Below are 25984 nucleotides of genomic sequence, written 5' to 3' on the forward strand. Positions count from 1 at the left end.
GTTTGTTCTTTTTTAGAAACAGAAATTAGGCCATTCTGCGGATAGTTCAATAAACCTGAGGAATGGAAGTGATGTATATGTTAGTAGCGTTAAATCAAAAAAATCAACACGTTTATGCAGATAAGCTGAAAACAGAAAGGAGAACAAACACTAAAAAAGAAGAATATATCTGCCCTTGCTGCCAAGCACCGGTTTTTTTAAAACAAGGAAAATTAAAACAAGCTCATTTTGCCCATTATCATCAGACGACTTGCCAAGTGTTTTCTGAAGGTGAGACAGAAGAACATCTATTAGGGAAAAAATTGCTGTTTGAGTGGTTTGTCAAACAAGGAGTTCCTTGTCAGTTAGAAGCCTATTTGCCGGGCTTAAAACAACGGCCAGATTTACTTGTTTGGTTAAATTCAAAGACTCCAATAGTCATTGAGTTTCAATGCAGCTCATTATCATCGGACAGAATGATCGAACGAACAGAAGGCTATCAGAACAACCAGTATGAAGTTTATTGGATTTTGGGATCAAAATTTAAATTTACACAAAAACTTACTTCGTTTCAGCGTTTATTTATGAAAAAAAATAAAACATATGGTTATTACCTTTATAGTTTAGATGTTTACCAACGACAGTTGCATTTAATTTCTAATATCCATCAAAAAAAAGTGTCACAGCAAGTAGCATGTGAAAAGACAACATTTAAATCAGCAGGACATTTTTCTGATCTTTTTATGAAGCAAGCTATAGAAATAAAAATGGAATCACCTTTTTATTGTCGCCCACAAGAGACACTGAAGAAAGAACTGCTGCAGAGCCATCTGCTCTTGAATCGTAGGAGAAGATACCAAGAGCCTGAAATGGTAGCTTTTCAAAAATATATTTACCGCCATGGGCATTCGCTTGTTTCGTTGCCCAAGGAGGTGTATCTACCAGTTGAAAACAAAGTTGCCATTAAAACAATGCCTCATTTTTGGAAATATATCTTACTCGAATGGCTCGTTCAAAAAGAATTGAAAACTATTCTAACTAAGCAAGAAATTGACAATCAAATAAAAAGAATGATAGATAAGCAGCAGCTAGTGTTTTTTACAATGCCATTAGTCACTTTAAATGAGCAAATCGATTCCCTTTTACCATTCATTGAATCCTTAACTACTCAAGGAATTTTAGAAAAAATAACCAAAAAAGAGTGGCGGATAAAAGCTAAACCTTATTATTATCTAAATGAACAAGAAAAAATAAAAGACTTTTCTGGGACTAAAACGGCTATGGAGAACTGAAGAGGGAAAAAAACATCTCTTTTGGAAACTTTAATGTGTGGTTATTGCTTTAATACCTACCGTGTAATCATGAAAACATGATGAAAATAACTGTACTAACTCTTCTCCAGCCAAATAAAAATAGTGAAGATTCTTTATATTTCACTAATACATCCTAAAAAGCGACTCCATAAGGGGCACTCACATAAAAGAACCTTTATTTATGTGAAAGGTATGTTAAAATTAAAAAGTGATGAAAATTAGGAGGGATTAGTATGGAAGAATCAAAAAAATTACCAAAACGTGAAGAAGTCCCCGTAGCATTGACTTGGGATTTAAATGTTATTTTTGAGTCTGATGAAGCGTTTCATGCAGCCTATCAAGAATTGGAACAAAAGATAGCTGGAATAGCTGCATTTAAAGGGAGATTAACAGAAAGTGCTGAAACGTTCTTGCACTGTATTCAATATATTCTTGAAATTTCCAACGAGCTGGAAACGTTGTATGTTTACGCTCACTTAAAAAATGATCAAGATACAGCCAACGCCGTATATCAAGGAATGTACGACCGCGCTTCTTCACTAGCAACTAAAGCAGGAGAAGCAATTTCTTGGTTTGAACCTGAAGTATTAGAAATCCCAGAAGAAAAATTGTCTGGTTATTTAAAAGAAAACAAAGATTTAGTTATGTATCAACATTACATTGATCAATTGACAGCTTCTAGAAAACACATTCTGTCAGCTAATGAGGAAGCTCTCTTGGCAGGAGCAGGAGAAATTTTTGGAGCTTCAAGCCGGACCTTTAATGTTTTGAATAATGCTGACTTACAGTTTCCAGTAATCAAAGATGAGAACGGCGACGATATCCAATTATCGCACGGAGTCTATGGACAACTGATGGAAAGTATGGATCGTTCTGTACGTGAAGCTGCTTTTAAAAATTTATACCAAGTCTATCAGGGGTTGAACAATACCTTCGCTAGTACCTTGTCTTCGCATGTTAAATACCATAATTACAATGCAAAAGTGCATCATTACCAATCTGCACGTGAGAAAGCATTGGCAGCAAACCATATTCCTGAAACAGTATACGATACGTTATTAGAGGTTGTCGATGATAATCTGCCGCTGCTTCATCGTTATGTAGCTTTAAGAAAAGAACTATTAAACGTTGACGAATTGCATATGTACGATATGTATACGCCTATTACTGGAGAAGCAGGCATCAAGTTCACTTATGAAGACGCTAAAGAAACAACAATGGAAGCCTTAAAACCACTAGGAGAAGAATACCTAGCTGTGTTAGAGAAAGCTTTTCAAGAGCGTTGGATCGATGTTGTAGAGAATGCAGGCAAGCGTAGCGGTGCATACTCTTCAGGAGCTTATGAAACCAATCCCTATATTTTACTAAACTGGCACGATTCATTAAATCATTTATATACGTTAGTTCATGAACTGGGACATAGCGCGCATAGCTATTTTACTAGAGCAAACCAACCATATGTCTACGGAGATTATTCTATTTTCTTAGCTGAAATTGCTTCGACAACTAACGAAAATATCTTGACCGAATATTTATTAGAGACTCAAAAAGACCCTCAAGTGCGTGCTTATATCTTAAATCATTATTTAGATGGTTTTAAAGGAACTATTTTCCGGCAAACACAATTTGCTGAATTTGAGCATTTTATTCATGAAGAAACAGCAAAAGGCACACCTTTAACCAGTGATTTTTTAAATCAAGCTTATGGAAAATTGAATGCACGCTACTATGGTCCAGCAGTTGAAGAAGATTCTGAAATTGCATTTGAATGGTCGCGTATTCCTCATTTTTATTACAATTATTATGTTTACCAATATGCAACAGGGTTTTCAGCAGCAACAGCGTTAGCAGCCAAAATCTTAAAAGATGAAGAAGGTACATCATTAGAGAACTACCTGACTTATTTGAAATCAGGCAGTAGTGATTATCCGATTGAAGTCATGAAAAAAGCAGGAGTAGATATGACAGAAAAAAACTATATTCAAGAAGCGATGACTGTTTTTGAAACTAGGTTAAATGAGTTGGAGACGTTGATTGAAACGTTGAAGGCTTAAAGCTAGCGAATAAGAAAGCATAAAAAAGAACCTATATCCATGTACTGCTCCTAAAACTGTCAGTTTCGGGAATAGCATATGGATAGGTTCTTTTTTTTTGAATAACTATTATTTTTGCTTAAAGAACGTGCAGATGATTTTTCTTCACGACAGGCAATTGATTGGAAGCAATTGCAATCGGATTGCTTTCATAAACTTCTGAGCCTTGGGCACATAATTTTTCCAGTAAATCTACCGTAATGTATTCTTCAATCAAAAGTCCATGATCTTTGTGCTGGTCACTAAAGACTACACAAGAAGGAGTTGTAAGAATGTTCATTTCACGAGCAATTTTTTGGTCAGCTTCAAAAGCTGCTTTAGCAAATTCTGATTTCTTATCTTCTAAAAACATCGGGATATCTAAATTTGATTCATAAGCGATTTGTTGCAATAATTTTTGAGAGAAAGGGAGATTGTCAATAGTTAAAGCTTGCTGCATAGCCATTAAAAATACGCGGCCTTTTTTCTTGCCTTGCATACAAGCAGCCGAGTAAGCCAAACAAGCTTCATAAGTTTGAGAAAAAAGCTCGTTTCTTAAGTTTAGATCTTTTGCTGGCAATTCTAATGCCTTCATGTAATCAGAGAATGTCTTGAAATTGTGGACAGGAATAAAATGAAAATGAACTTTTTCTTCACAAGATTGTATAAAGTCCATTACCCCTTTTTCTGCTTGATAACAAACAGAACCGATGGGATTAATAAATAAATAAATCTCAATAACTTGTTTAAAATGATTCCCTTTTTCGGAATGCGTGGTTGAGAGCATAACAATTCACCTTAGCTTCATATATTTTTTTACGCGTGTTGCTCCTACCAGCAACATATATACCTTAACAAATATCTTTGAAAAAAAGTAACAAAAGAACTTATTTCTAAATGGGTACAAAACAAATTTGTAACAAATCTGCCACAAATTAAAATTCAATCCGTTATTGGAGAATTTAATGAGAAGGCTTCTAGCATTCTTACTATTTTATTTTTAGAAGGTCGTTTCATTAAATGATGCACTTCTAAAAAACGATTAAAGATTTGTTCTCCGCTATCTGCATCATGAGTTTCAAACTCTAATTCAAAATCCGTTTGTTCTCCATAAAAACTATGGTCTAAGACAAATAATCCATCTTTAGTTTCTTTTTCAAAACGTTTGGTTTTAAGTGAACCAATCAATTGAACACTATCAGGATCTACTTTTAAGCTTTGGAGTTTTTTGGCTACTGCCCCAGTTTGTAAAATGCTGTTTTTCGAAATCAATTCTTTAGCAGTTTTTAAAGACAGCGGGTCTGTTGTTTCTAGTAAATGGTCGCCTAAAGGAGTTTTAAGTGTTAATTCAGCAGAATTTGGCATGATACGGATTCTTAACCCGCATCTCAGGTGTTTTAAATCTTCATGAATTGTATCATAGTAATGATTTTCTTGAAAGAAAAAGCTCTTTTCTTTCGCTTGAAAATAAAGCAGCAGCTTTTGGTATTCGCTAGCCGTTAACATATTTTTGAATTCAATTTCTAGTTGTTCGCTCATGCTTATATTCGTCTCCTTATTCATTTTCGGTTATTAGGGTATGGATTAAGAACTTAATAGTAAAAGGCATCTATCTATGATACCATTTTTTATTTTCATCAGGGGATATTTCTTCTTTTAATACATATATGTTAAAATATACTTGTATGTATTAAATAAATGAAACCGTATTGAAATGACAGGTAAAGAAGGTATGATTGATGGAAGAAAACCAGAGTTGGGATGAGTTTTTAGTACCTTATCAACAAGCAGTGGAAGAATTAAAAATCAAATTAAAAGGAATCCGAAAACAATTTAGAAAAGAAAATTTGCACACGCCAATTGAATTCGTTACAGGAAGGGTCAAACCTGTCGACAGTATTCTAGCAAAAGCTGAATTGCGCAATATCCCTTTGAAACATTTAGAAACGGATATGCAAGATATTGCCGGTTTGCGAATCATGTGTCAATTCGTAGAAGATATTCATGAAGTAGTGCGGTTATTAAGAAACCGAAACGATATAAAGATCATTGAAGAACGAGATTATATCACCAATAAAAAAGAAAGTGGTTACCGTTCGTATCATGTTGTTTTTGAATATCCGGTACAAGTAATCGAAGGAGAAAAAATTATTTTAGCAGAAGTGCAGATCAGAACGCTTTCGATGAACTTTTGGGCGACGATAGAGCATTCATTAAATTACAAATACAATGGCGAATTTCCTGAAGATATCAAACTTCGATTGAAGAGAGCAGCTGAAGCAGTATTTCAATTAGATGAAGAAATGTCTCAAATTCGTGAAGAGATTCAAGAAGCGCAACATATGTTTTCATATAGTAAAAGAAGCAGTACAGAAGAAACGGAAAACAAAAAGCAACCATAGTTTTTTTGAAACACTGTAGGAGAAAGGAGGGTAACTGTGAAAATTGCAATTGTCCATAATAATAATGAAAGCTCCATTACTTTAGCAGGAGAGCTGCGTTTGCTCCTTAAAAAAGCAGCGCTCAAAATAGATGAACGTCATCCTGATTTAGTCATCACGATCGGCGGGGATGGTACATTGTTGTCTGCATTTCACCGTTACGCACATATGCTAGACCGTGTGCGTTTTGTGGGAGTACACACAGGACACTTGGGCTTCTATACGGACTGGAGAGACTATGAATTGTCAGAACTAGTGACAAGTTTAATTCATGATAAAGGAGAAAGCATCAGTTACCCTTTATTGGATGTGCGGGCCACTTATCAAGGGCGCAAAGAACCGTCCCATTTTTTAGCATTAAATGAATCGACAATGAAGCGAGTCGATGGTACGATGGTATGCGATGTATTTATTAAAGATGAACTGTTTGAGCGTTTTAGAGGAGACGGCATCTGTATCTCTACGCCTACTGGGTCAACGGGGTATAATAAATCGGTTGGAGGAGCAATTATTCACCCGAGGTTGGAAGCGATGCAGCTAGCTGAAATAGCTTCGATCAACAACCGTGTCTTTCGGACCTTAAGTTCGCCGATGATCGTTGCACCAGATGAATGGATCCGAATTAAACCTATAACGACTGATGGGTTTGTTTTGACTATCGATCAACTATCGTCATCTGAGAAAAATATTATCGATTTACAATATCGGATAGCAAAAGAACGCATTCATTTTGCTCGTTACCGCCATACGCATTTTTGGAGCCGAGTAGAAGACGCATTTATTGGAGCGAAAAATAAATATGAAATTTAGCTGGACTTATCAATCATCAGAAAAACAGCAAGTAAAAACATTTTTAGGAACAAAAGGGATTTCACGCAGTTTGCTGGCGAAGGTGAAGTTTCAAGGCGGTAAAATTACGGTTAACAATCAAATTGAAAATGTGCTCTATCATTTACAAAAAAGTGATGTGGTAGAAATAACCATTCCAGATGAAAAAGGGCATGATACAACCATTCCCATCGATATCCCTATTGACATTGTTTATGAGGATGCTAATTTTTTAGTAGTAAACAAACCTTTTGGTGTGGCTTCTATTCCATCTAAGGTTCATCCAGCAGGAACAATGGCCAATCGTGTGAAAGGATACTACGTTAAACAAGGATATAAAAATCAAGTCATCCATATTGTGACGCGTTTGGATCGAGATACGACAGGGTTGATGCTTTTTGCTAAGCATGGTTACGCGCACGCTTTATTGGATAAAGAGCTGAGAAAAAAACAATTGCACAAAAAATACATTGCTTTATTAACAGGAAAATTAAAAGAAAACCAGCATGGGATAATTGAAGCGCCGATTGCTAGACCAAAAGACTCCATTATCAAGAGAATCGTCCATCCAGATGGAAAGATGGCCTTGACAGAATATTGGGTAAGAGAAGAATTTGAAGAAGCGACATTAGTAGATATTCAGTTGCATACTGGCAGAACTCATCAAATTCGAGTGCATTTTACTCATATCGGAAACCCGCTTATGGGAGATGACCTTTATGGCGGAGAGTGGAATCAATGGGTCAAAAGACAAGCTTTACATTGTCGTGAACTAGATTTCATTGATCCTTTTACACAAGAAAAGATTGTTTTAGAGGCGGACTATCCGGTCGATATTGCTGAGTGGCTTGAACGCCAACGAGCAATAGAAAATCACCGGTAGAAAGGGGGAGCTTTTTTTGAATGAAGCGCCAGTAGAAATAGAAGAAAAATTAGCATTAGCACAATTGTACTTAAGCGAAGAAAATATTAAAGGATTCCGCCAAGAGTTTTTATCGCTGCATGTCTACGAACAAGGGCAATACTACCTTTCTTTATCTGAACAAGATCGCCAAAGAATGTATTATTTTCTTTCGCCAAAAGAAATGGCTGATATGTTTGAAGTTATTGAAGAAGACGAGCAATCCGTAGAAGTTTATTTAAAAGAAATGGATCCACAATATGCAGCCGATATGTTGAGTGAAATGTATACCGATAATGCTGTGGATGTTTTAAAGCAACTAGACAAACCGGATTTGCGTAATTATTTGAATTTGATGACCGAAGACAGTGCAAATGAGATTAAAGAATTGCTTCATTATGAAGATGAAACAGCTGGAGCGATCATGACAACTGAGTATGTCTCCGTTGAAGCTCACCAGACCATTCGTTCAGCCATGGCTATTTTAAAAAGCAAAGCAGCGGAAGCAGAAACGATTTATTATATTTACGTTGTCGACCCGGCTGAAAGGTTAGTGGGTGTTATTTCGCTTAGAGAATTGATTACACATGACGACGATGAATTGGTTTCAGAAGTCATGGGGGATCGTCCAGTCTCAGTAAATGTGACCGACGACCAAAATGATGTCGCTAAGACTATTCGGGATTATAACTTTTTAGCAGTTCCGGTCATCGATAATGATGAGTATCTTTTAGGGATCATTACGGTTGATGATATTATTGATGTCATTGATGAAGAAGCTGAAAGTGATTACTCTGGTTTAGCTGGGGTAGATGTTGGAGAACAATCGGAAAATCCTTTTGTTGCCGCGTCTAAACGATTGCCTTGGTTGATTACGCTATTATTTTTAGGGATGGGAACAGCGACTTTGATTAGCCGTTATGAAGTGTTGGTAAGCGAAGCGAGTATTTTAGCAGTCTTCATCTCTTTGATTACAGGAACCGCCGGTAACGCTGGGACACAGTCTTTAGCTGTTGCTGTAAGAAAACTAGCAGATAACGATGATAAAAGTAAAGGGTTTGGAAGTTTGATTCTGAGCGAGGTTTTAACCGGAATCGTGACGGGTTTAACGACAGGAGTAACTATTTTTATTGTGATTGGTATTTGGAAACAAAATTTTATTTTAGGATTTGTTGTCGGAATAGCCATGTTTTTTGCTATCATAGTAGCTAATTTAGCTGGAAGCTTTATTCCTATTTTAATGGATCGGATAGGGTTTGACCCTGCTGTTGCCAGTGGTCCTTTTATCTCAACACTGAGCGATTTAACCAGTGTTTTGATTTATTTTAACATCGCGGCTTACTTTATGTCGTTTTTTGTCCAAACAGGATAATAATGGTGTCCAATAGTTTGAAAATACAGAACCAAAAGACAACTTTCTATTTTTTAGAAAGTTGTCTTTTAACAGTAAAGGATTGAAAAAAAGTGGCGTATCGAAAGAAACCAAAAAAATTAACAAAAAAACAAAAAAAACAACGGACTCAATTTGGGATAATGGGATTGATTATTCTTTTTTCATTTACCATCGGCTTGACTTTAGGAAGAAGCGAAAATCCCGACTACTCTATTAATGAACGTATTCTTCAGTTTAAAGAAGAGGTAACAGCTTTCTTTCAAGAAGAAATGGGTTGGTCAAATGAAAAGAAAGAACTTAAAGAACAAGAAGTTCAAGCTGGACAGTTTCGATTTTTAGATGTAGGCCAAGGTTCCGCAACGTTGATCCAATCTGAAGATGGAACAAACATTTTAATTGACACAGGTCGTTATGAAGACAAAGACAAAAAAATATTATCGTATTTAGACCAGTATATTGGTACCGGCGGCAAAATCGACTTGTTGATTTTTACGCATAATGACTCAGACCATATCGGTTATGGCGATTTGATTTTACAATACTATAACGTCCAAGAAGTGTGGATGAACGGATACGACTCGACGAGTAAGATCTATGAACGTATCTTGGATGCTCTAGCTCAGAGCAATGCCCAATATGCTGAACCTAAAAGTGGAGAAAACCATCAAATAGGGCCCTTTCTACTTGAAGTGTTAAATCCAACAGTTGATCCGAGAAGCAATCCCAATGATGATTCCATTGTTATAAAAATGACCATGGGTGATTTTAGCGCAATGCTCAGTGGAGATGCTTCCAGCAGAGTAGAGGAAGCGATTATCGACAGCGGCGCAGAGCTGAAATCGACGCTTCTTTTGATGGGGCACCATGGATCCAAAGAGAGTTCAAGTGATGAGTGGATCGAAGCGATTCAGCCAGGATTCAGTATTTATTCAGCTGGGCTCACTAATAGTTACGGTCATCCTAATAAAGAAACCATAGAACGATTTGAGCTTCATGAAATCCCTATTTATGGTACTGCGGAAGACGGAACGGTGACGGTGAGAGTTAATCCAAACGGCAATTACAGCATTGACACGGAGAAAGGAGAACACTGAAATGAAAGTGGTTCTTGAAGAAATTGAAGGGGCAGTAGCCCGCTTGATTCCCGATGATGGCAGTGAACCCATTCATATCGCTGTTCAATCACTCCCGGTGGAATCAGAGTTAGGAGACGTTTTTGAAATTGATTATCAGAGAAGAGACAATCAAACAGCTCCTCAATTAACCTTGCTGCCAAATGAAAAAAGTGAACGAATGGCACGAATGAAAGCTAAACGAGAAGCTTTGTTGAAGAAAACAAAGCAGCAACAGCAAGATAACAATGGATAAAGTAATTAAAAAAAGAATTGTCCGCTCTGAAAAGATAGCGGACAATTCTTTTTTTAGTGATAATCAATTAGCGGAAATGATTTCTTTTTTCATATCGTGATGCGGAATGCCTGCATCTAAGTAACCGTCGCCAACGATAGCATAGCCTAGATTCGAGTAAAAACCAATAGCGTGGTCTTGTGCGCCTAAAGTTAAATAAGACCGTTTATTTTGATGAGCATATCGTTCAATTTCCAACATTAAGTTTTTGCCTAATTGCTTGCCGCGGTAATTTTTTAGAACAGCCACTCGTTGAATTTTATAGGTATCTTGCCCAATTGGTAAAACACGAGCTGTCGCTACTGGGTGGTCATCCACATACCCGACGATGTAGTCCGTTTCACCTTCTAGTTCATCTATTTCCATTTCTTCTGGAACGCCTTGTTCGCCTACAAAGACCGTATGTCGAATTTGTAAAGCATCGTGGTAAGTAGGAGAAGTCAAATCAGAAGTCCAAATAAAGTGCATGCGTTTACCTTCTTTCTATTTCAATGTGGTGTTAAGGGTACCATATATTATTCTCAGTTTCTATCACTAGTGTTGCATTAAAAGTAAACAGTCTGATTCTATAGAGAAGCAACTTTTAAAGAGCACTTTTCGGTTGTGGCCGAAAAGGTTCGATCGGATTGGAGAAAAATGGTTGTGTGCCGTATGAAAGATTTAATAGCACTCGTAAGGCACATAAAAATCGATACGGGCCTTATTACGTGACAAACCTAGACAATAAGGTACGCAAAAGCAGGATATGTACCTTATGAATAGATTTGAATGCATAAGGTACGTAAACTCTTTACAAAATAAAACAGCTAGGTTAAATCTTTATTTCTACCAAACAATAGATTATACTTATGACAGTACAAGTACATAAAAATGGAGGGCATTTAAATGAGCAGCAATAAAACGATGGAATGGATAAAACACCTTACTTCTATTCCTTCTCCAACAGGCAATACCAGTGAAATTATAAAAGAGATACAGGATAGGTTGTTGGTGATGGGCTACGAAGGGCATAAAGATAATAAAGGTGGGTTAATGGTGACTGTTAGAGGAGAGGATCACCAGCAGCAACGCTTTGTAACAGCCCATGTAGATACGCTTGGAGCGATGGTTCGTGCTGTAAAACCTGACGGCCGATTGAAAATAGACTTGATTGGCGGGTTTCGTTACAATGCTATTGAGGGTGAATATTGCACCATTCATACTTCTTCAGGAAAAACGTATACAGGTACTATCTTAATGCATCAAACAAGTGTACATGTTTATAAGGATGCGGGAACAGCTGAAAGAAACCAAGAGAACATGGAAATTCGGATTGATGAAAAAGTCCTTTCAAAAGAAGACACTAGAGAGCTGGGCATTGCAGTAGGAGACTTTATCAGCTTTGATCCACGTACTGAAGTAACTGAAAGCGGCTTTGTTAAGTCTCGCCACTTAGATGACAAGGTGAGTGTTGCTATTTTATTGTCTATTTTGGAAAAACTATCTGAAAATAAAACGAGTTCCTTGCCATACACCACTCACTTTTTCATTTCAACTAATGAAGAAATTGGCTATGGAGGAAATTCCAATATTTCTGAAAAAGTAGTAGACTACTTAGCTGTTGATATGGGTGCTATAGGCGACGACCAACAAACAGATGAATACTCTGTCTCGATTTGTGCCAAAGATGGCAGCGGGCCCTATCATTACCAACTGAGGCGTCAGTTGACGCAATTGTGCGAAGACTATGCTATTCCTTATCAATTAGATATTTATCCTTATTATGGAAGCGATGCTTCAGCTGCTATGAAAGCCGGAGCAGATGTCCGTCATGCTTTAGTAGGCGCAGGAATTGATGCCAGCCATGCGTATGAACGAACACATAAGGAATCGATTGAAGCTACTGAACAATTAATTGAAAAATACTTATTTAGCTCTATGCAGGGTTAATTAGAAATAGAGGGAAAAGATGGATTATTTTAAAAACTCAAAATTAATGTTCTGGACGACTTGGCTGCTGATCGTAGCTACTTTGATTTTTATATCTTCGAAAATCAATTTTGTTTTTCAGCCGTTGACTACTTTTGTATCGACTTTATTTACCCCCATTTTGGTAGCAGGATTTCTATATTACCTTTTAAATCCTTTGATTAATTTATTGGAGAAAATAAACATTAAAAGAAAATATGGCATTATCGTTGTTTTGCTTTTATTTTTAGGCAGTCTTATTTTTCTGATTGTTTCTGTTTTGCCAAATTTAGTTAATCAAATTGGACAATTGATTGCAAGTATCCCAAGTCTCATGCAGTCATTGGAAAAATTTTCTCAAGATTTAGTTCAACAGCCTTGGTTGGCTGATTTCAACTTAGAAGATTCGATGAATAAAATGGACCTATCCATTGGCAATATAGCGAACAGTGTATTTTCAGGTATCACCACTAGTATCGGTTCTATTTTCGGAGCGGTAGCAAATACCACAATCGTTATTGTAACTGCTCCAATCATTTTGTTTTATATGTTTAAAGATGGAAAACACTTCCGTCCAGCCGTTGCTAAATTTTTTCCAAAAGAATACCGCGGACAGATGATTGAATTGCTTGGGCAAATGAACCATACGATCTCTTCTTATATCAGCGGCCAAGCGTTAGTATGTTTATTAGTAGGAGTGTTTACCTATATTGGTTATTTGATCATAGGGATGCCTTATGCTTTGTTATTAGGCATTATTGCAGGAGTTACAAATATCATACCTTATGTTGGACCCTACATCGGTGCAGCACCTGCAGTCATCATCGGATTGACTATTTCTCCCACTAAAGCTTTATTAGTAGCATTAGTTGTATTAGTCGTGCAGCAAGTCGACGGGAATTTTATTTCACCGAATGTCATTGGTAAAACGTTGGCTATTCATCCTCTAACGATCATTATTATCTTGTTAGTGGCAGGCAACTTAGCGGGTCTCTTAGGCATGATCTTAGGTGTACCTTTTTATGCTGTAGTGAAAACGGTAGTCGTTTATTTGAAAGACATGATAAATTTAAGAAAAAAGCACCAAAAACCAAAAATGATGTGATTTCTAAAAGTTAGAATTTATATTAAGCAGCTAATTGGCAGGCATGGATTCGGTATTGAACCGGATTCATGCCTGCCGATTTTTTCTGTAATGTTCGGGTATGGTACAAAAGTTAAAAAAACTTCGTGAAATTCTTCTTAATGTTTGGAATTTCCAATTCTTTGTGATATAGTGTACTAAGGTTAAATAAGAAACGCTTAGATTAGCCTTTAGCACACATTAGAATAAACGAATCAATTAGTTGATTCAATAGGAGGATACACTAGATGAAAGTAGTAGTAATCGGATGTACGCATGCAGGCACATCAGCTGTTAAAACTATCCTAAATGAAAACCCCGAAGCAGAAGTTGCAGTATTTGAACGAAATGATAATATCTCATTCTTATCATGTGGAATTGCATTATATGTCGGGGGTGTTGTGAAAGATCCTGCAGGACTATTTTATTCAAACCCTGAAGAACTTACTTCAATGGGTGCAAATGTTAAAATGGAACACAACATTAAAGAAATTGATACAGAATCTAAAAAAGTAATTGTAGAAAATTTAAAAACAGGCGAAGTTTTCGAAGAAACATATGATAAATTGGTTAATACAACAGGTTCTTGGCCAATTATTCCTCCAATTCCAGGCATTGAGTACAAAAAGATTTTATTGTGTAAAAACTATACACAAGCAAATGAACTTATTGCTCAAGCTAAAGATGCGAAAAAAATCACAATAGTCGGTGGCGGATATATTGGTATCGAACTAGTAGAAGCATTTGCTGAATCTGGCAAAGAAGTGACTTTAATTGATGGTTTAGACCGCATTTTAAATAAATATTTGGATAAAGAGTTTACAGATGTATTGGAAAACGATTTACAAGAACGTGGTATCAAACTAGCTTTAAATCAAGCAGTGAATGGATTTACTGCTAACGAAGCTGGCGAAGTGAAATCTGTTATTACAACAGAAGGCGAATACGAAGCTGACTTAGTGGTTATGTGTGTCGGTTTCCGTCCCAACAATGAATTGTTGCAAGGAAAAGTTGATATGTTGCCAAATGGCGCAATCATCGTAGACGATTATATGAGAACAAGCAATCCAGATATTTATGCTGCTGGAGATAGTTGTGCAGTCAACTACAACCCGAATGGCGGACATGCTTATATTCCGTTAGCTACAAATGCCGTACGGATGGGAATGTTAGTTGGGAAGAATATTGTAGAACCAAAAGTTAAGTATAGAGGTACACAATCAACTTCTGGTTTGTATTTATTTGGATATAACATCGGTTCAACAGGAGTCACCACAAGTGGAGCGCCGCATTTTGATTTAGAGGTACGTTCGGTCTTAGTGAAAGACAACTACCGTCCAGAATTTATGCCGACAACTGAAGAAGTATTGATGCAATTGGTCTATGAAGTAGGAACAACACGAATTGTTGGTGGACAAATCATGTCTAAATATGATGTGACACAATCTGCAAACACATTATCATTAGCCATTCAAAATAAAATGACTATTGAAGATTTAGCTTATGTTGATTTCTTCTTCCAACCTCATTTTGACCGTCCATGGAACTACTTGAATATACTTGCGCAAGCAGCTGTAGAACAAGAAAGAAAATTAGCTGAAGAAACTAAATAAAAGCTGCTTTATATCAAAGCAGCAGCAAAGGCCTGCTGTTCTTTCGAACAGCAGGCCTTTTTATAAGGAGAAAGAGTATGAAAAAAATAAAGATAAATAAAAAAATCCTTTCAGGCATAATTGCACTTCTTATTGCAGGAATAGGAAACTATGTGATCAATGAAGAACCGAGTCTTCCTTATTCCGGGCAATCAGTAGAAAATCAATTATCAGTCGAATTGGAACGTGTCATTGATGGAGATACATTGGTCTTTAGTGATGGAAGCCAAGAACAAAAATTGCGTTTGCTGTTAATTGATACGCCGGAAAGCAGCAGAACCAAAACGGGCTCCAGTCAGCCCTATGGCAAAGAAGCAAAAGAATTTTTAACAACCTACTTAGAAGGAAAGAACTTGACTATTGAATATGAAGACACACATGAACGACTTGATACTTATGATCGAGTTTTGGCTTATCTTTTTGCTGATGGAGAACTGGTTCAAGAAGTGCTTGTTCGTGAAGGTTTAGCCAGGGTAGGATACGAAAAAGGCAATGAACTTTATCTGTCCCGTTTGCAGAGTGCTGAGCAAACAGCAATAGAAAAAAAGGTGAACATTTGGTCAATTGAAGGGTATGTCGGAAAATACGGGTTTAACAAAAAGTAAAAAAAATTAAACTTAATCTATATGTGTATGCTATAATAATTTGGTTAATGATAAAAATAGATGAGATAACTAATGAGATAGAAAAGGGTGTTGACATGTAACGACATGCCGGTAACTATAAATAATGATAAATAAACAACTTAAATGAGGGATTAATAATGGAACAATATTTAAAAGATGAAGTGGCGTCGCGAAGAACATTTGCGATCATTTCCCATCCGGATGCGGGTAAAACAACGATAACAGAACAGTTGCTGCTTTTTGGAGGAGCTATTCGCCAAGCTGGTACAGTAAAGGGTAAAAAAACAGGCAAGTTTGCAACTTCAGACTGGATGGAAATTGAAAAACAACGTGGTATTTCAGTTACTAGTTCGGTAATGCAATTTGAGTACAAAGAGAAGAAAATAAATATCTTGGATACACCAGGACATGAAGACTTTTCAGAAGATACGTATCGAACATTAATGGCCGTCGACAGTGCCGTTATGGTGATTGACAGCGGTAAAGGAATTGAACCTCAAACGAAGAAGCTTTTTCAAGTTTGCCGTATGCGTGGGATTCCTATTTTTACGTTTATTAATAAACTGGATCGAGATGGAAAAGAACCGCTGGAATTATTAGAAGAATTGGAAGAAGTTTTAGAAATCGATTCTTATCCAATGAATTGGCCAATTGGTATGGGAAGAGGCTTATTAGGTTTATATGACAACTACAATAAATGCATTGAAATTCACCGTCCAGAAGTAAATGGTAAAGACAATGAGAGAGTTGTTGAATTAAATGCAGCCGGAGAAATTGAAGGCGACCATCCTATTAAAAAGTCTTCTTTATACACACAAGCTTTAGAAGACATTGAATTGTTGAATGAAGCGGGAAATGCTTTTTCAGAAGAGAAAATCGCTAATGGCGAACTAACTCCTGTCTTCTTTGGTTCAGCGCTAACGAATTTTGGTGTCCAAACATTTTTAGACACTTTTCTTGAGTTTGCACCAAGTCCAACAGCGCACAAAGATACAGCAGGGGAAGAAGTCGATCCTTACACAAATGAGTTTTCAGGATTCGTCTTTAAAATTCAAGCTAACATGAATCCGGCCCATCGTGACCGTATTGCCTTTATCCGGATTTGTTCGGGTGAATTTGATCGAGGGATGGATGTCACACTGGCAAGAACGAAAAAGAAAATAAAACTGTCTAATTCAACTCAGTTTATGGCTGAAAGCCGCGAGACAGTTCAACGAGCGGTAGCTGGAGATATCATCGGTCTTTACGATACGGGAAATTTCCAAATTGGAGATACTATTTTCGAGGGCAAATTAAATGTTGAATTTGAGAAATTGCCACAATTTACACCTGAACTTTTTATGAAAGTTTCTGCTAAAAACGTCATGAAGCAAAAATCATTCCATAAAGGAGTTCAACAGCTTGTTCAAGAAGGAGCCATCCAATTATATAAAACATACCATACAGAAGATTATATTCTTGGGGCAGTGGGGCAGTTACAGTTTGAAGTATTTCAATACCGGATGTTACATGAATACAATTCAGAAGTGATCATGACTCCAATTGGAAGCAAAATTGCCCGCTGGATCAAACCAGAAGATTTAGATGTCAATATGTCTTCTAGTCGTAATTTATTGGTACGCGATCGCTACGATCATCCGTTATTCTTATTTGAGAATCAATTTGCCATGCGATGGTTTGCGGATAAATATCCGAATGTAGAGTTGTCTTCGCTGTTGTAAGCTGCAGCCATCAATTTTTGAAAATAAGTACTAAATTTTTTGAGTTTTTGATAAGAGACCAAGTTATGCTGATGTATACAGTTGCTTGGTCTTTTTAACGTTGATCAGGGCAGGACAAAACAGAAAAACGGAAAACCCTTACATTAATTGTTATACTTTATTTAAATTAATAGACAGGAGGGGTTCATATTGAATCAAGAAGAATTAAGAAATGAAATTATTTCTATTTATAAAAGCGGAGAGGGTATAAAAGAAAAAATGGATGGTCTTAAGGGGACGCTTTCTGATGGAGATATCGTAGATGCTGTGGAGCATCTCTATGATGAAGGAATCCTAGCCTTAAAGCCCGGAAAAGATGCATTTGTCTCGGGAAGCAGAGCCGAAGATAATAGTGTAGTGCTGTTCTGGCCGGAAGCTTTAGAATACAAAAACTAGGTGCAGCTGAATTGACTGTATTGGAAAATGAGTAAGTCGTCTAATGAAAGATGATAATTGTCGCTGTTCTGATTTTTTAGTATCAAATTTAAGAGACTCAAGAATAAAAAGAACGCCTTCAAAAAAAGGCGTTCTTTTTATTAAGCTTAACAAAAAAATAAAAAAGAGCAAAAAATAATGCAATCAGCTGCTAGTCGTTAACAGGTATTGAAAGCTCAACAATATTAGGTGCATGCAAAATGTCTACATTATTTGGTGTAGTTTGTAAAATATGATCAATAGCGTACTGTATTTCTGCATTTTTAATATTGCGTTCTTTATTTAATAAAAGAACGTCTTTATGAGTAGGAGCACCTGAAAAAACTACCGTAGTTGGACCTAAAGAATAGACTTTAATAAAGTTGGCATCTGTATTTCCAAGTTGTTCCGTTACTAAAGCTGTATGGTTATTTGTGACATCAATTAATTTCATTGCAGTTCACCTCTTTTTATAACGTATATGTTAAGAGTATTATATAATTAAAACCGGCTAAACTCAAAGCATATTAGCTGAATCATTGTTTTTTCATATTGAAAATAAGAAAGCTATCACTTTTAACAGAGATTTAATAATTAATGTTCTATAAAACAGATAGTCAATACAGAGTGCAAATGAAAAAACAAAAAAACGAGCTTGAGAAAAGTCTCAAACTCGTTTTAATCAATAATTAGTTTTCTTTAGTATCGTTTTGATGGGTTTGAACGATAGAAGGTTCTGTTTGTCTAGCGTTTACGACTATTTCACCAGCATCATTGACTGTAGCGACCAAGTCCTTGCTTTCAGGGTGGTCAAGATAGAAGTCAGCAATGCGATCTTCTATTTGTTCTTGAATAACACGGCGCAATGGACGAGCCCCTAATTGAGGATCATAACCTAGTTCAGTTAATTTTTCTTTCGCCTGTTGATCTGCTTCAATTGAAATGTTTTGGTCTTTCAACATCTCATTAACATCATGCAGCATTAGATCCACGATGACAAGCAGGTGCTCCTTCTTTAAAGAATTGAATTCAACGATCGCATCGAAGCGGTTAATGAATTCAGGTTTAAAGAAATCAGTGAGCTGATTTAAAACGGATTTTTGATTTCCTTTAGAAGCGGCAGCAAAACCGACATTAGCTTCCACAGATCCTGTGCCAGCATTACTCGTCATAATGATAATAGTGTCTTTAAAGCTGACTGTGCGTCCTTGTGCATCGGTTAAACGACCATCTTCCAAAATTTGCAAGAACATATGCAAGACATCTGGATGGGCTTTTTCGATTTCGTCCAATAGTAAAATACTATAAGGATTATGACGAACTTTTTCAGTCAATTGTCCAGCTTCATCATATCCAACATATCCTGGAGGAGAACCGATCAGCTTAGCAACACTGTGTTTTTCCATATATTCACTCATATCGAATCGGATATAAGCTTCTTTATTTCCAAATAACTCTAGCGCCAATTGTTTGGCTAGCTCTGTCTTACCAACACCAGTTGGCCCTACGAATAAGAAAGAACCAATTGGGCGATTTTTCTTGTTCAATCCAATACGGCTTCTGCGAATAGCTTTGGAAATTTTATCAATTGCTTGATCCTGTCCAATCACATGTTTGCTTAATTCCGTACCTAAGTTTCTTAATTGGGTTTGTTCTTTTTCTTTTAATTCCCCAACTGGGATATTGGTTTTCATTTCAATAATATTGACCATATCTTGTTCAGTCACAACCGGGCGTTCCGAATCGGGTTGTTGTTGATCGCGCATTGCCGCAAATTTAGTTGCTTGGTCACGATAAAAAGCGGCTTTTTCATAATCTTCTTGCTGTAAAGCTAATTGTTTCTGATGTGCAGCTTCAGCAATTTTATCTTCAATCATTTTTGGATCGATTGCTTGAATCGTCAAGTTTTTCTTAGAACCGGATTCGTCTAGCAAATCAATTGCTTTATCTGGCAAGAAACGATCTTGGATGTAGCGATGTGATAGCATGACGGCATCTTTAATGGCTTCATCCGTATAAGCGACTTGATGGTAATCTTCATATTTCTTTTGAATTCCTTTTAGAATCGCGACTGTTTCATCAACAGTCGGTTCGCTTACCCGGACAGGCTGCATCCGTCTTTCTAAAGCAGCGTCTTTTTCGATTGAACGGTATTCTTTTAATGTTGTTGCACCGACCATCTGCAATTCGCCACGCGCTAATGCTGGTTTCAAAATATTTCCGGCATCCATGCTGCCTTCAGCACTACCAGCACCAACTATTTCATGCACTTCATCAATAAAGAGAATGATTTGCGGATTCTTTTTCAACTCATCGATCAATTGTTGCATCCGCTCTTCAAACTGTCCCCGGATACCGGTTCCTTGAACAAGAGAAGCTACATCAAGACGAATAACTTCTTTATCCATTAGTTTTTGAGGAACTTCTGCGTCAACGATTTTTTGAGCTAGTCCTTCAACGACTGCCGTTTTACCAACCCCAGGTTCGCCAATTAAAACTGGATTATTTTTTGTTCGACGATTTAGAATCTCAATGACTCGTTCGATTTCTTTATCTCGTCCGATAATAGGATCGATAGCTCCAGTTCTAGCTAAATCTGTTAAATTCGTACCGTATTCGCCTAATAAACCACTTTTTTTATTAGTAGGCGGTTGTCCGTTTCCGGAATTGCCGCCACTTTGAGTCGGTGGTACACCTTGACCAGTTGGATTTTGCATAGAACGGAAGAAGTTATCCAATCCGCCGAATCCAAAAGGATCTTGAGGTGTAGGACGATTATTTCTGGAACTTCCACTTTCATTAGCGTTTTTTAGTAGTTGATAACAATTTTGGCAAATATCTAATTGACCTTTTTGGCCATTCATATTTGTATATAAATGAATTGTTGCATCTCGTTGATTACAGTTTTGACATAACATAACATGCACAACCTTTCAGTAATTAAAGTTTACAAGAAAAGGGCGGATGAACGATTCAGTACTGGAGAATTGAAAATCAACTGTACATGACCTTTCTCTGACCTTCCCTGACCTTATGTTCTTATTATACACTGACCTTGTCTGACTTTCAAGTGTAATGCACTATCTTTTAGTAAAAAAATGCATTACAATTATAAAGATTAAAAGATGAAAGAAGTGAAGAAATGGAAAGCGGAGAGATGGCAAATGAAGTTGAAAAACTAATCAATGGAGATTTAAAAGAACTGTTGATAGCAAAAGAAGACTTCATGCAATTCAGAGAAATATGGCTGAACCATGAAAAAAAAGATCAGATTATTGGTGAAGCAAAGCACAATGGAGAAGTTGTTTTCCGGTATCAAACTTTCGCTGAGTAAAGAATATACAGGGAAAATACAAAAGAAAAAGAGAAAATGGTTGTAGAAACTACTTAAAAATGGTAGTCTATAAAGATGAAAGGGTTATTTCATGGAATGTTTGTTTCAATGCGTTTTATTTGGAAGAAACAGTCATTTGAGAGTGGCCCTGATAAATTATTATTTACTAAAAGGAGATCAAACATTATGGAAAAACGCGATTTTCATGTAATAGCTGAAACAGGGATTCATGCACGTCCTGCAACTTTATTGGTGCAAACAGCGAGCAAATTCAATTCAGATATCAACCTAGAATATAAAGGTAAATCTGTTAACTTAAAATCTATCATGGGTGTTATGTCTTTAGGCGTTGGCCAAGGTGCAGAAGTTGTGATTACTGCCGATGGAACTGACGAAGCTGAAGCAATCAACAGCATCGAAGAAACGATGAAGAAAGAAGGTTTAGCTGAGTAATGGTTGAAAAATTGAAAGGGATTGCGGCAAGTGATGGCATTGCAATAGCAAAAGCTTATTTACTTGTTGAACCCGATTTATCTTTCGACAAATTCTCAGTTGAAAATTCTGATTCAGAAATTGAACGTTTGAAAAATGCGTTAAATAAAGCTACTCAAGAACTTGAGCTGATTCGTACTAAAGCTGCTGAAGCTTTAGGCGAAGAAGAAGCTCAAGTTTTTGATGCTCATTTGATGGTTCTTTCTGACCCTGAATTAATTGGGAGCATCGAAAGTAACATAAGAGATAACAAAGTGAACACTGAAAGTGCATTAAAAGAAGTGACGGATATGTTTATCGGCATTTTCGAAGGAATGGAAGACAATCCTTATATGCAAGAACGTGCAGCTGACATTAAAGATGTTACTAAACGTGTATTAAGTCATTTGTTGGGAGTGAAATTACCAAACCCATCAATGATTGATGAAGAAGTAATTGTCATTGCACATGATTTAACCCCAAGCGATACCGCACAATTAAACCGTAAATTTGTAAAAGCATTTGTAACGGATATTGGTGGCCGTACGTCTCACTCTGCAATCATGGCTCGTTCACTTGAAATTCCTGCAATCGTAGGAACAAAAGAAATTACAGCTATTGTAAAAGAAGGCGATCTTCTAATTGTGGATGGTTTACAAGGGGATGTTTTGGTTCACCCAGAAACTGCAGATGTATCTGAATACGAAGAGAAAGCGTCTCAATTTGCAGCTCAAAAAGCTGAATGGAATAAATTGAAGAACGAAAAAACTCTTACAGCTGATGGCAAACACATTGAATTAGCTGCTAACATTGGAACGCCTAAAGATTTAGTGAGTGTCAAAGATAACGGCGGAGAAGCTGTTGGATTATACCGAACAGAATTTCTTTACATGGATTCACCGGATTTCCCAACAGAAGAAGCCCAATTTGAAGCTTATAAAGCTGTTTTAGAAGGAATGGGAGATAAAGCTGTTGTCGTACGGACAATGGATATTGGTGGAGACAAGGAATTGCCTTACTTGACATTGCCGCATGAAATGAACCCATTCTTAGGCTACCGTGCAATTCGTATTTGTTTAGCTGAACCGGATATGTTTAGAACCCAATTACGTGCACTTTTACGTGCATCTGTGTTTGGTAAATTGCGTATCATGTTCCCTATGATCGCAACTTTAGGCGAATTCCGTCAAGCTAAAGGTATGTTGCTTGAAGAAAAAGAAAAATTAGTAAATGAAGGCATCGAAGTTTCAGAAGATATCGAAGTTGGTATCATGATTGAAATTCCAGCAGCAGCTGTAATTGCAGACAAATTTGCTAAAGAAGTTGATTTCTTCAGTATTGGAACGAATGATTTGATTCAATACACAATGGCAGCAGACCGTATGAATGAACGTGTTTCTTATCTTTACCAACCATACAATCCAGCAATCTTACGTTTGATTAAAAACGTGATTGATGCTTCTCATAAAGAGGGCAAATGGACTGGTATGTGTGGCGAAATGGCTGGAGATCAAACAGCTGTTCCATTATTAATGGGATTAGGTTTGGATGAGTTCTCTATGAGTGCATCAAGCATTCTAAAAACACGCAGTCTTATGAAACGGTTAGATACTACGAAAATGGCTGAATTAGCAGAAAAAGCAATCAACGATTGTGACACTGCTGAAGAAGTAGTTAAATTAGTAGAAACGTATACAAAATAAGCATTAAATAAAAAAGCTGTAAGAATCATCAATTGATTCTTACAGCTTTTTTTGTCTTTGAACAACAGTTGATGAGTAAGAGAATTTATAAAAAAACCAAAAAAGGGAACCGCATTAAAAAAAATCCTGCTTTAGTTGGAGGCGAAACGTTATTTTTTAAGTATACTAAAGACATAAGAGCGATTTATTGAAATGCAGTAGTGGTTTAACTTGTGAAAAAGGCTAAAATTTATGGTTTTTAAAAAAAACAAGTATAATTAGATAAAGGGGTGAAAATTCATGAAGATCGGAATCTTTACAGACACTTATTTCCCGCAAGTAAGTGGCGTTGCGACCTCCATTAAGACGTTGAAAGAAGAGCTTCTAAATCAAGGTCATGAGGTGTTTATTTTTACGACCACAGATCCAAAGGTTCATGGAGAGGAAGAAGACATCGTACGTTTTACGAGTGTTCCATTCTTTTCTTTCCAAGACCGGCGTGTGGCTATCAAAGGAGCTCATCGTGCTTTAAAGAGGGCAAAAGAATTGCAGTTAGATATCGTTCACACTCAAACAGAATTCAGTTTAGGGTTAACAGGGAAATATGTAGCTTACCAATTAAAAATTCCTTGTGTGCATACGTATCATACAATGTATGAAGATTATCTTCATTATATTGCAAAAGGAAAAGTCGTTCGGCCAACCCATGTGAAGCTAGCATCGAAATTTTTTTGCAATCAATCTGCTGCTGTTATTGCACCAAGCGTAAAAGCTAAGCGTCAGCTATTAAACTATGGAGTGACACAAAAAATAGAAGTGATCCCGACAGGAGTCGATTTGAAACGCTTTGAAACATTAGCTAATCGTGCTATTCGAGAAGAACTTAATATCTCTGCAGACGCTCCTTTATTATTATCGCTAAGCCGTGTCGCAAAAGAAAAAAGCATCGAATTGCTCATTAAGGCGATGCCTGATGTTTTGCAACAGCAGTCAACTGCTAAATTAGTGATTGTTGGCGATGGTCCTGCTAAAAAAGAACTTGAAAATCTGGTTGATTCTTTAGCATTGACCGATAGTATTATTTTTGTCGGTGAAGTTGAAAGCTCACAGGTACATGCATATTATCAAGCAGCTGATTTATTTGTGAGCGCTTCTGATTCAGAATCGCAAGGGTTGACTTATATCGAAGCAATTGCTTCTGGAACAGATATCATTGCACGCGTAAATGATTATACGGAGAATTTGCTGCAAATCGGCGGTTTTGGAGCATTGTTTCAAGAAGATGAAGAAATAGCAGAAGCAATCTGTCGTTATCTAAGCCAAGTTAAAAAACGCGAAAAAAGTGAAGAAGAACGCAAAGTAGTTTTAAATTCAATCTCATCGGAGGTGTTTTGCGAAAAAGTCCTTCAATTTTATAGAGAAACCATTCGACAATATTCATATGAAAAAGAAGCAGCCATTCGTTTTAACAAATGATTTTTTAAGTAAGGAGGGGAAGAAAATGATTCACTTAACGATGTTCTCCTCTGCTGATAGAGTAGCAGGGCAAGGCGTAGGCAGTGCTTATCAGGAGCTAGTTCATTTATTAAAAAAGTATCACAGCGCTAGTCTGGTTGTTTCAATCAACCGTTACACTAAAACGCAAATCAGCCATTATCATACCATTGATCCAACTTATTATATTAGTACTTTTTTTAGACGGCGTTTTGGTAGACGAGTTGGTTATGTTCATTTTTTGCCATCTACGCTAAAAGGAAGCATCCAGTTGCCGAAGTGGATAGAAAAACTTTTTTTCTATTATGTAATAGCTTTTTATAAACGAATGGACCATTTAGTAGTAGTTAATCCATCGTTTATTAAGGAATTGGCAAAATATGGAATAGCAAAGGAAAACGTTACGTATATCCCAAATTTTGTAACAAAAACGGAGTTTCACCGTTTAGAACCTAAAACTATCCAACAGCTGAAAATTGCTTTAGGACTGTCGAAAGACCAGTTTATTGTTTTGGGTGCTGGGCAGGTCCAAGAACGAAAAGGAGTCCTGGATTTTGCTGCTCTCGCTGAAGAAATGCCAGAGATCCAGTTTATCTGGGCAGGAGGTTTTTCATTTGGAAAAATAACCGATGGGTACGAGAAATTTAAAAAGCTAATGGAACACCCTCCTGAGAATTTGCTGTTTACTGGGATACTCAAACGAGAAGAAATGCTCAATTATTATAATATGGCTGATGTTTTTTTACTGCCTTCCTACGAGGAATTGTTTCCTATGTGCATTCTCGAAGCCTTTTCTTGTGAAACTCCAGTAATCTTGCGGGATTTATCATTGTACTTGCCAATATTAGAGGGCTATTATGCAGCCGCTAAAGATAAAGGAGAAATGAAAGCGAAAATCGAACAATTAAAGAACGATCCAGTTTTTTACCGAAACTTGCTTCAAAAAGCATTAGCTGGGAGCGAAGCTTATTCCGAAGAGCGTTTGGCTCAAGTCTGGTTGGAGTTTTATCAGCAGCAAGCCAATAGCTAAAGAAGAATTGGGGTTCAGTTTATTTACTTGAATACATTAGAAATGTTAAAAAAGATGCTCATCTACTTAAATTAACGGGAACGTGTTAAAGCGTTTTTTATGCAGAATTCCATTGAG

General features: G+C 36.8%; 24 protein-coding genes. 19 read left to right on the forward strand and 5 right to left on the reverse strand.

All coding sequences use genetic code 11. From position 1 onward, the window contains the following. Positions 1-71 precede the first annotated feature (71 nt). Both JHE06_RS03760 and pepF read left to right on the forward strand, forming a co-directional pair. Positions 72-1271, forward strand: a complete 1200-nt coding sequence (locus JHE06_RS03760; RefSeq protein ID WP_201089529.1) for a competence protein CoiA — start codon at positions 72-74, stop codon at positions 1269-1271. Positions 1272-1525: 254 nt separating this feature from the next. Further along, a complete protein-coding gene (gene pepF / locus JHE06_RS03765; RefSeq protein ID WP_201089531.1) occupies positions 1526-3346 on the forward strand; it encodes an oligoendopeptidase F in 1821 nt (606 codons plus the stop codon). Positions 3347-3464: 118 nt separating this feature from the next. Here pepF and JHE06_RS03770 read toward each other — a convergent pair whose 3' ends face one another. Together JHE06_RS03770 and JHE06_RS03775 are read right to left on the reverse strand one after the other, a co-directional pair. After that, positions 3465-4151 (reverse strand): DsbA family protein, encoded by a 687-nt coding sequence (locus tag JHE06_RS03770; protein WP_058918086.1) that lies wholly within the window; start codon positions 4149-4151, stop codon positions 3465-3467. Between the two features lie 155 nt (positions 4152-4306). Further along, positions 4307-4903: a CYTH domain-containing protein gene (locus tag JHE06_RS03775; RefSeq protein WP_058918087.1), complete on the reverse strand. Its 597-nt coding sequence runs from the start codon at positions 4901-4903 to the stop codon at positions 4307-4309. A gap of 200 nt (positions 4904-5103) precedes the next feature. Between JHE06_RS03775 and JHE06_RS03780 the strand changes: the two genes are divergently transcribed. From JHE06_RS03780 to JHE06_RS03805, 6 genes are all read left to right on the forward strand, one after another. Continuing rightward, a complete protein-coding gene (locus tag JHE06_RS03780; RefSeq protein WP_058918088.1) occupies positions 5104-5766 on the forward strand; it encodes a GTP pyrophosphokinase in 663 nt (220 codons plus the stop codon). Positions 5767-5802: 36 nt separating this feature from the next. Next, positions 5803-6615 carry an NAD kinase gene (locus JHE06_RS03785; RefSeq protein WP_058918089.1) on the forward strand — a complete coding sequence of 271 codons (813 nt, stop codon included), beginning with the start codon at positions 5803-5805 and terminating at the stop codon, positions 6613-6615. Further along, positions 6605-7516 carry an RluA family pseudouridine synthase gene (locus JHE06_RS03790; RefSeq protein ID WP_058918090.1) on the forward strand — a complete coding sequence of 304 codons (912 nt, stop codon included), beginning with the start codon at positions 6605-6607 and terminating at the stop codon, positions 7514-7516. Before JHE06_RS03785 ends, JHE06_RS03790 begins: the two co-directional genes overlap by 11 nt. Positions 7517-7532: 16 nt before the next feature. Beyond that, entirely contained in the window at positions 7533-8906 is a 1374-nt protein-coding gene (gene mgtE, locus JHE06_RS03795; protein ID WP_058918091.1) for a magnesium transporter, read from the forward strand. A 92-nt stretch (positions 8907-8998) separates the two neighbouring features. After that, positions 8999-10021: a ComEC/Rec2 family competence protein gene (locus JHE06_RS03800; RefSeq protein ID WP_058918092.1), complete on the forward strand. Its 1023-nt coding sequence runs from the start codon at positions 8999-9001 to the stop codon at positions 10019-10021. A 1-nt stretch (position 10022) separates the two neighbouring features. Further along, positions 10023-10295, forward strand: a complete 273-nt coding sequence (locus tag JHE06_RS03805; protein WP_058918093.1) for a DUF3006 family protein — start codon at positions 10023-10025, stop codon at positions 10293-10295. A 63-nt stretch (positions 10296-10358) separates the two neighbouring features. Here JHE06_RS03805 and JHE06_RS03810 read toward each other — a convergent pair whose 3' ends face one another. Further along, positions 10359-10802 carry a GNAT family N-acetyltransferase gene (locus JHE06_RS03810; protein ID WP_058918094.1) on the reverse strand — a complete coding sequence of 148 codons (444 nt, stop codon included), beginning with the start codon at positions 10800-10802 and terminating at the stop codon, positions 10359-10361. Between the two features lie 417 nt (positions 10803-11219). Here JHE06_RS03810 and JHE06_RS03815 point away from each other — a divergent pair, with 417 nt between their 5' ends. From JHE06_RS03815 to JHE06_RS03840, 6 genes are all read left to right on the forward strand, one after another. After that, positions 11220-12263 carry a M42 family metallopeptidase gene (locus JHE06_RS03815; protein WP_201089533.1) on the forward strand — a complete coding sequence of 348 codons (1044 nt, stop codon included), beginning with the start codon at positions 11220-11222 and terminating at the stop codon, positions 12261-12263. Between the two features lie 19 nt (positions 12264-12282). Next, complete coding sequence (locus tag JHE06_RS03820) at positions 12283-13386, forward strand: AI-2E family transporter (RefSeq protein ID WP_058918096.1); 1104 nt, start codon at positions 12283-12285, stop codon at positions 13384-13386. Positions 13387-13652: 266 nt separating this feature from the next. Then, positions 13653-15017: an FAD-dependent oxidoreductase gene (locus JHE06_RS03825; protein WP_058918097.1), complete on the forward strand. Its 1365-nt coding sequence runs from the start codon at positions 13653-13655 to the stop codon at positions 15015-15017. A gap of 77 nt (positions 15018-15094) precedes the next feature. Continuing rightward, positions 15095-15661, forward strand: coding sequence for a thermonuclease family protein (locus JHE06_RS03830; protein WP_236253549.1), 567 nt, complete (start codon positions 15095-15097; stop codon positions 15659-15661). 158 nt (positions 15662-15819) lie between these two features. Beyond that, entirely contained in the window at positions 15820-17403 is a 1584-nt protein-coding gene (locus JHE06_RS03835; RefSeq protein WP_201089535.1) for a peptide chain release factor 3, read from the forward strand. A gap of 189 nt (positions 17404-17592) precedes the next feature. Then, entirely contained in the window at positions 17593-17838 is a 246-nt protein-coding gene (locus tag JHE06_RS03840) for a hypothetical protein (protein WP_058918099.1), read from the forward strand. A 190-nt stretch (positions 17839-18028) separates the two neighbouring features. Here the strand turns inward: JHE06_RS03840 and JHE06_RS03845 are convergent, their stop codons facing one another. Together JHE06_RS03845 and JHE06_RS03850 are read right to left on the reverse strand one after the other, a co-directional pair. After that, a complete protein-coding gene (locus JHE06_RS03845; RefSeq protein WP_058918100.1) occupies positions 18029-18310 on the reverse strand; it encodes a DUF1827 family protein in 282 nt (93 codons plus the stop codon). A gap of 235 nt (positions 18311-18545) precedes the next feature. After that, complete coding sequence (locus JHE06_RS03850; protein WP_058918101.1) at positions 18546-20774, reverse strand: ATP-dependent Clp protease ATP-binding subunit; 2229 nt, start codon at positions 20772-20774, stop codon at positions 18546-18548. 224 nt (positions 20775-20998) lie between these two features. Here JHE06_RS03850 and JHE06_RS03855 point away from each other — a divergent pair, with 224 nt between their 5' ends. The 5 genes from JHE06_RS03855 to JHE06_RS03875 all read left to right on the forward strand — a co-directional run bounded on the left by JHE06_RS03855 (position 20999) and on the right by JHE06_RS03875 (position 25867). Continuing rightward, on the forward strand, positions 20999-21190 hold the full coding sequence (locus JHE06_RS03855) for a hypothetical protein (protein WP_058918102.1): 192 nt from the start codon (positions 20999-21001) through the stop codon (positions 21188-21190). A gap of 186 nt (positions 21191-21376) precedes the next feature. Beyond that, positions 21377-21643 (forward strand): phosphocarrier protein HPr, encoded by a 267-nt coding sequence (locus JHE06_RS03860; RefSeq protein WP_058918103.1) that lies wholly within the window; start codon positions 21377-21379, stop codon positions 21641-21643. Continuing rightward, positions 21643-23364, forward strand: a complete 1722-nt coding sequence (gene ptsP / locus JHE06_RS03865; protein WP_058918104.1) for a phosphoenolpyruvate--protein phosphotransferase — start codon at positions 21643-21645, stop codon at positions 23362-23364. The genes JHE06_RS03860 and ptsP overlap by 1 nt, the downstream gene beginning before the upstream one ends. A gap of 279 nt (positions 23365-23643) precedes the next feature. Beyond that, entirely contained in the window at positions 23644-24819 is a 1176-nt protein-coding gene (locus JHE06_RS03870) for a glycosyltransferase family 4 protein (RefSeq protein WP_058918105.1), read from the forward strand. A 25-nt stretch (positions 24820-24844) separates the two neighbouring features. Then, positions 24845-25867 (forward strand): glycosyltransferase family 4 protein, encoded by a 1023-nt coding sequence (locus tag JHE06_RS03875; RefSeq protein WP_058918106.1) that lies wholly within the window; start codon positions 24845-24847, stop codon positions 25865-25867. The last annotated feature ends 117 nt before the right edge of the window (positions 25868-25984 follow it).

Origin of the sequence: Carnobacterium sp. CS13 (assembly GCF_016653495.1) — a bacterium.
GTDB lineage: Bacteria > Bacillota > Bacilli > Lactobacillales > Carnobacteriaceae > Carnobacterium_A > Carnobacterium_A antarcticum.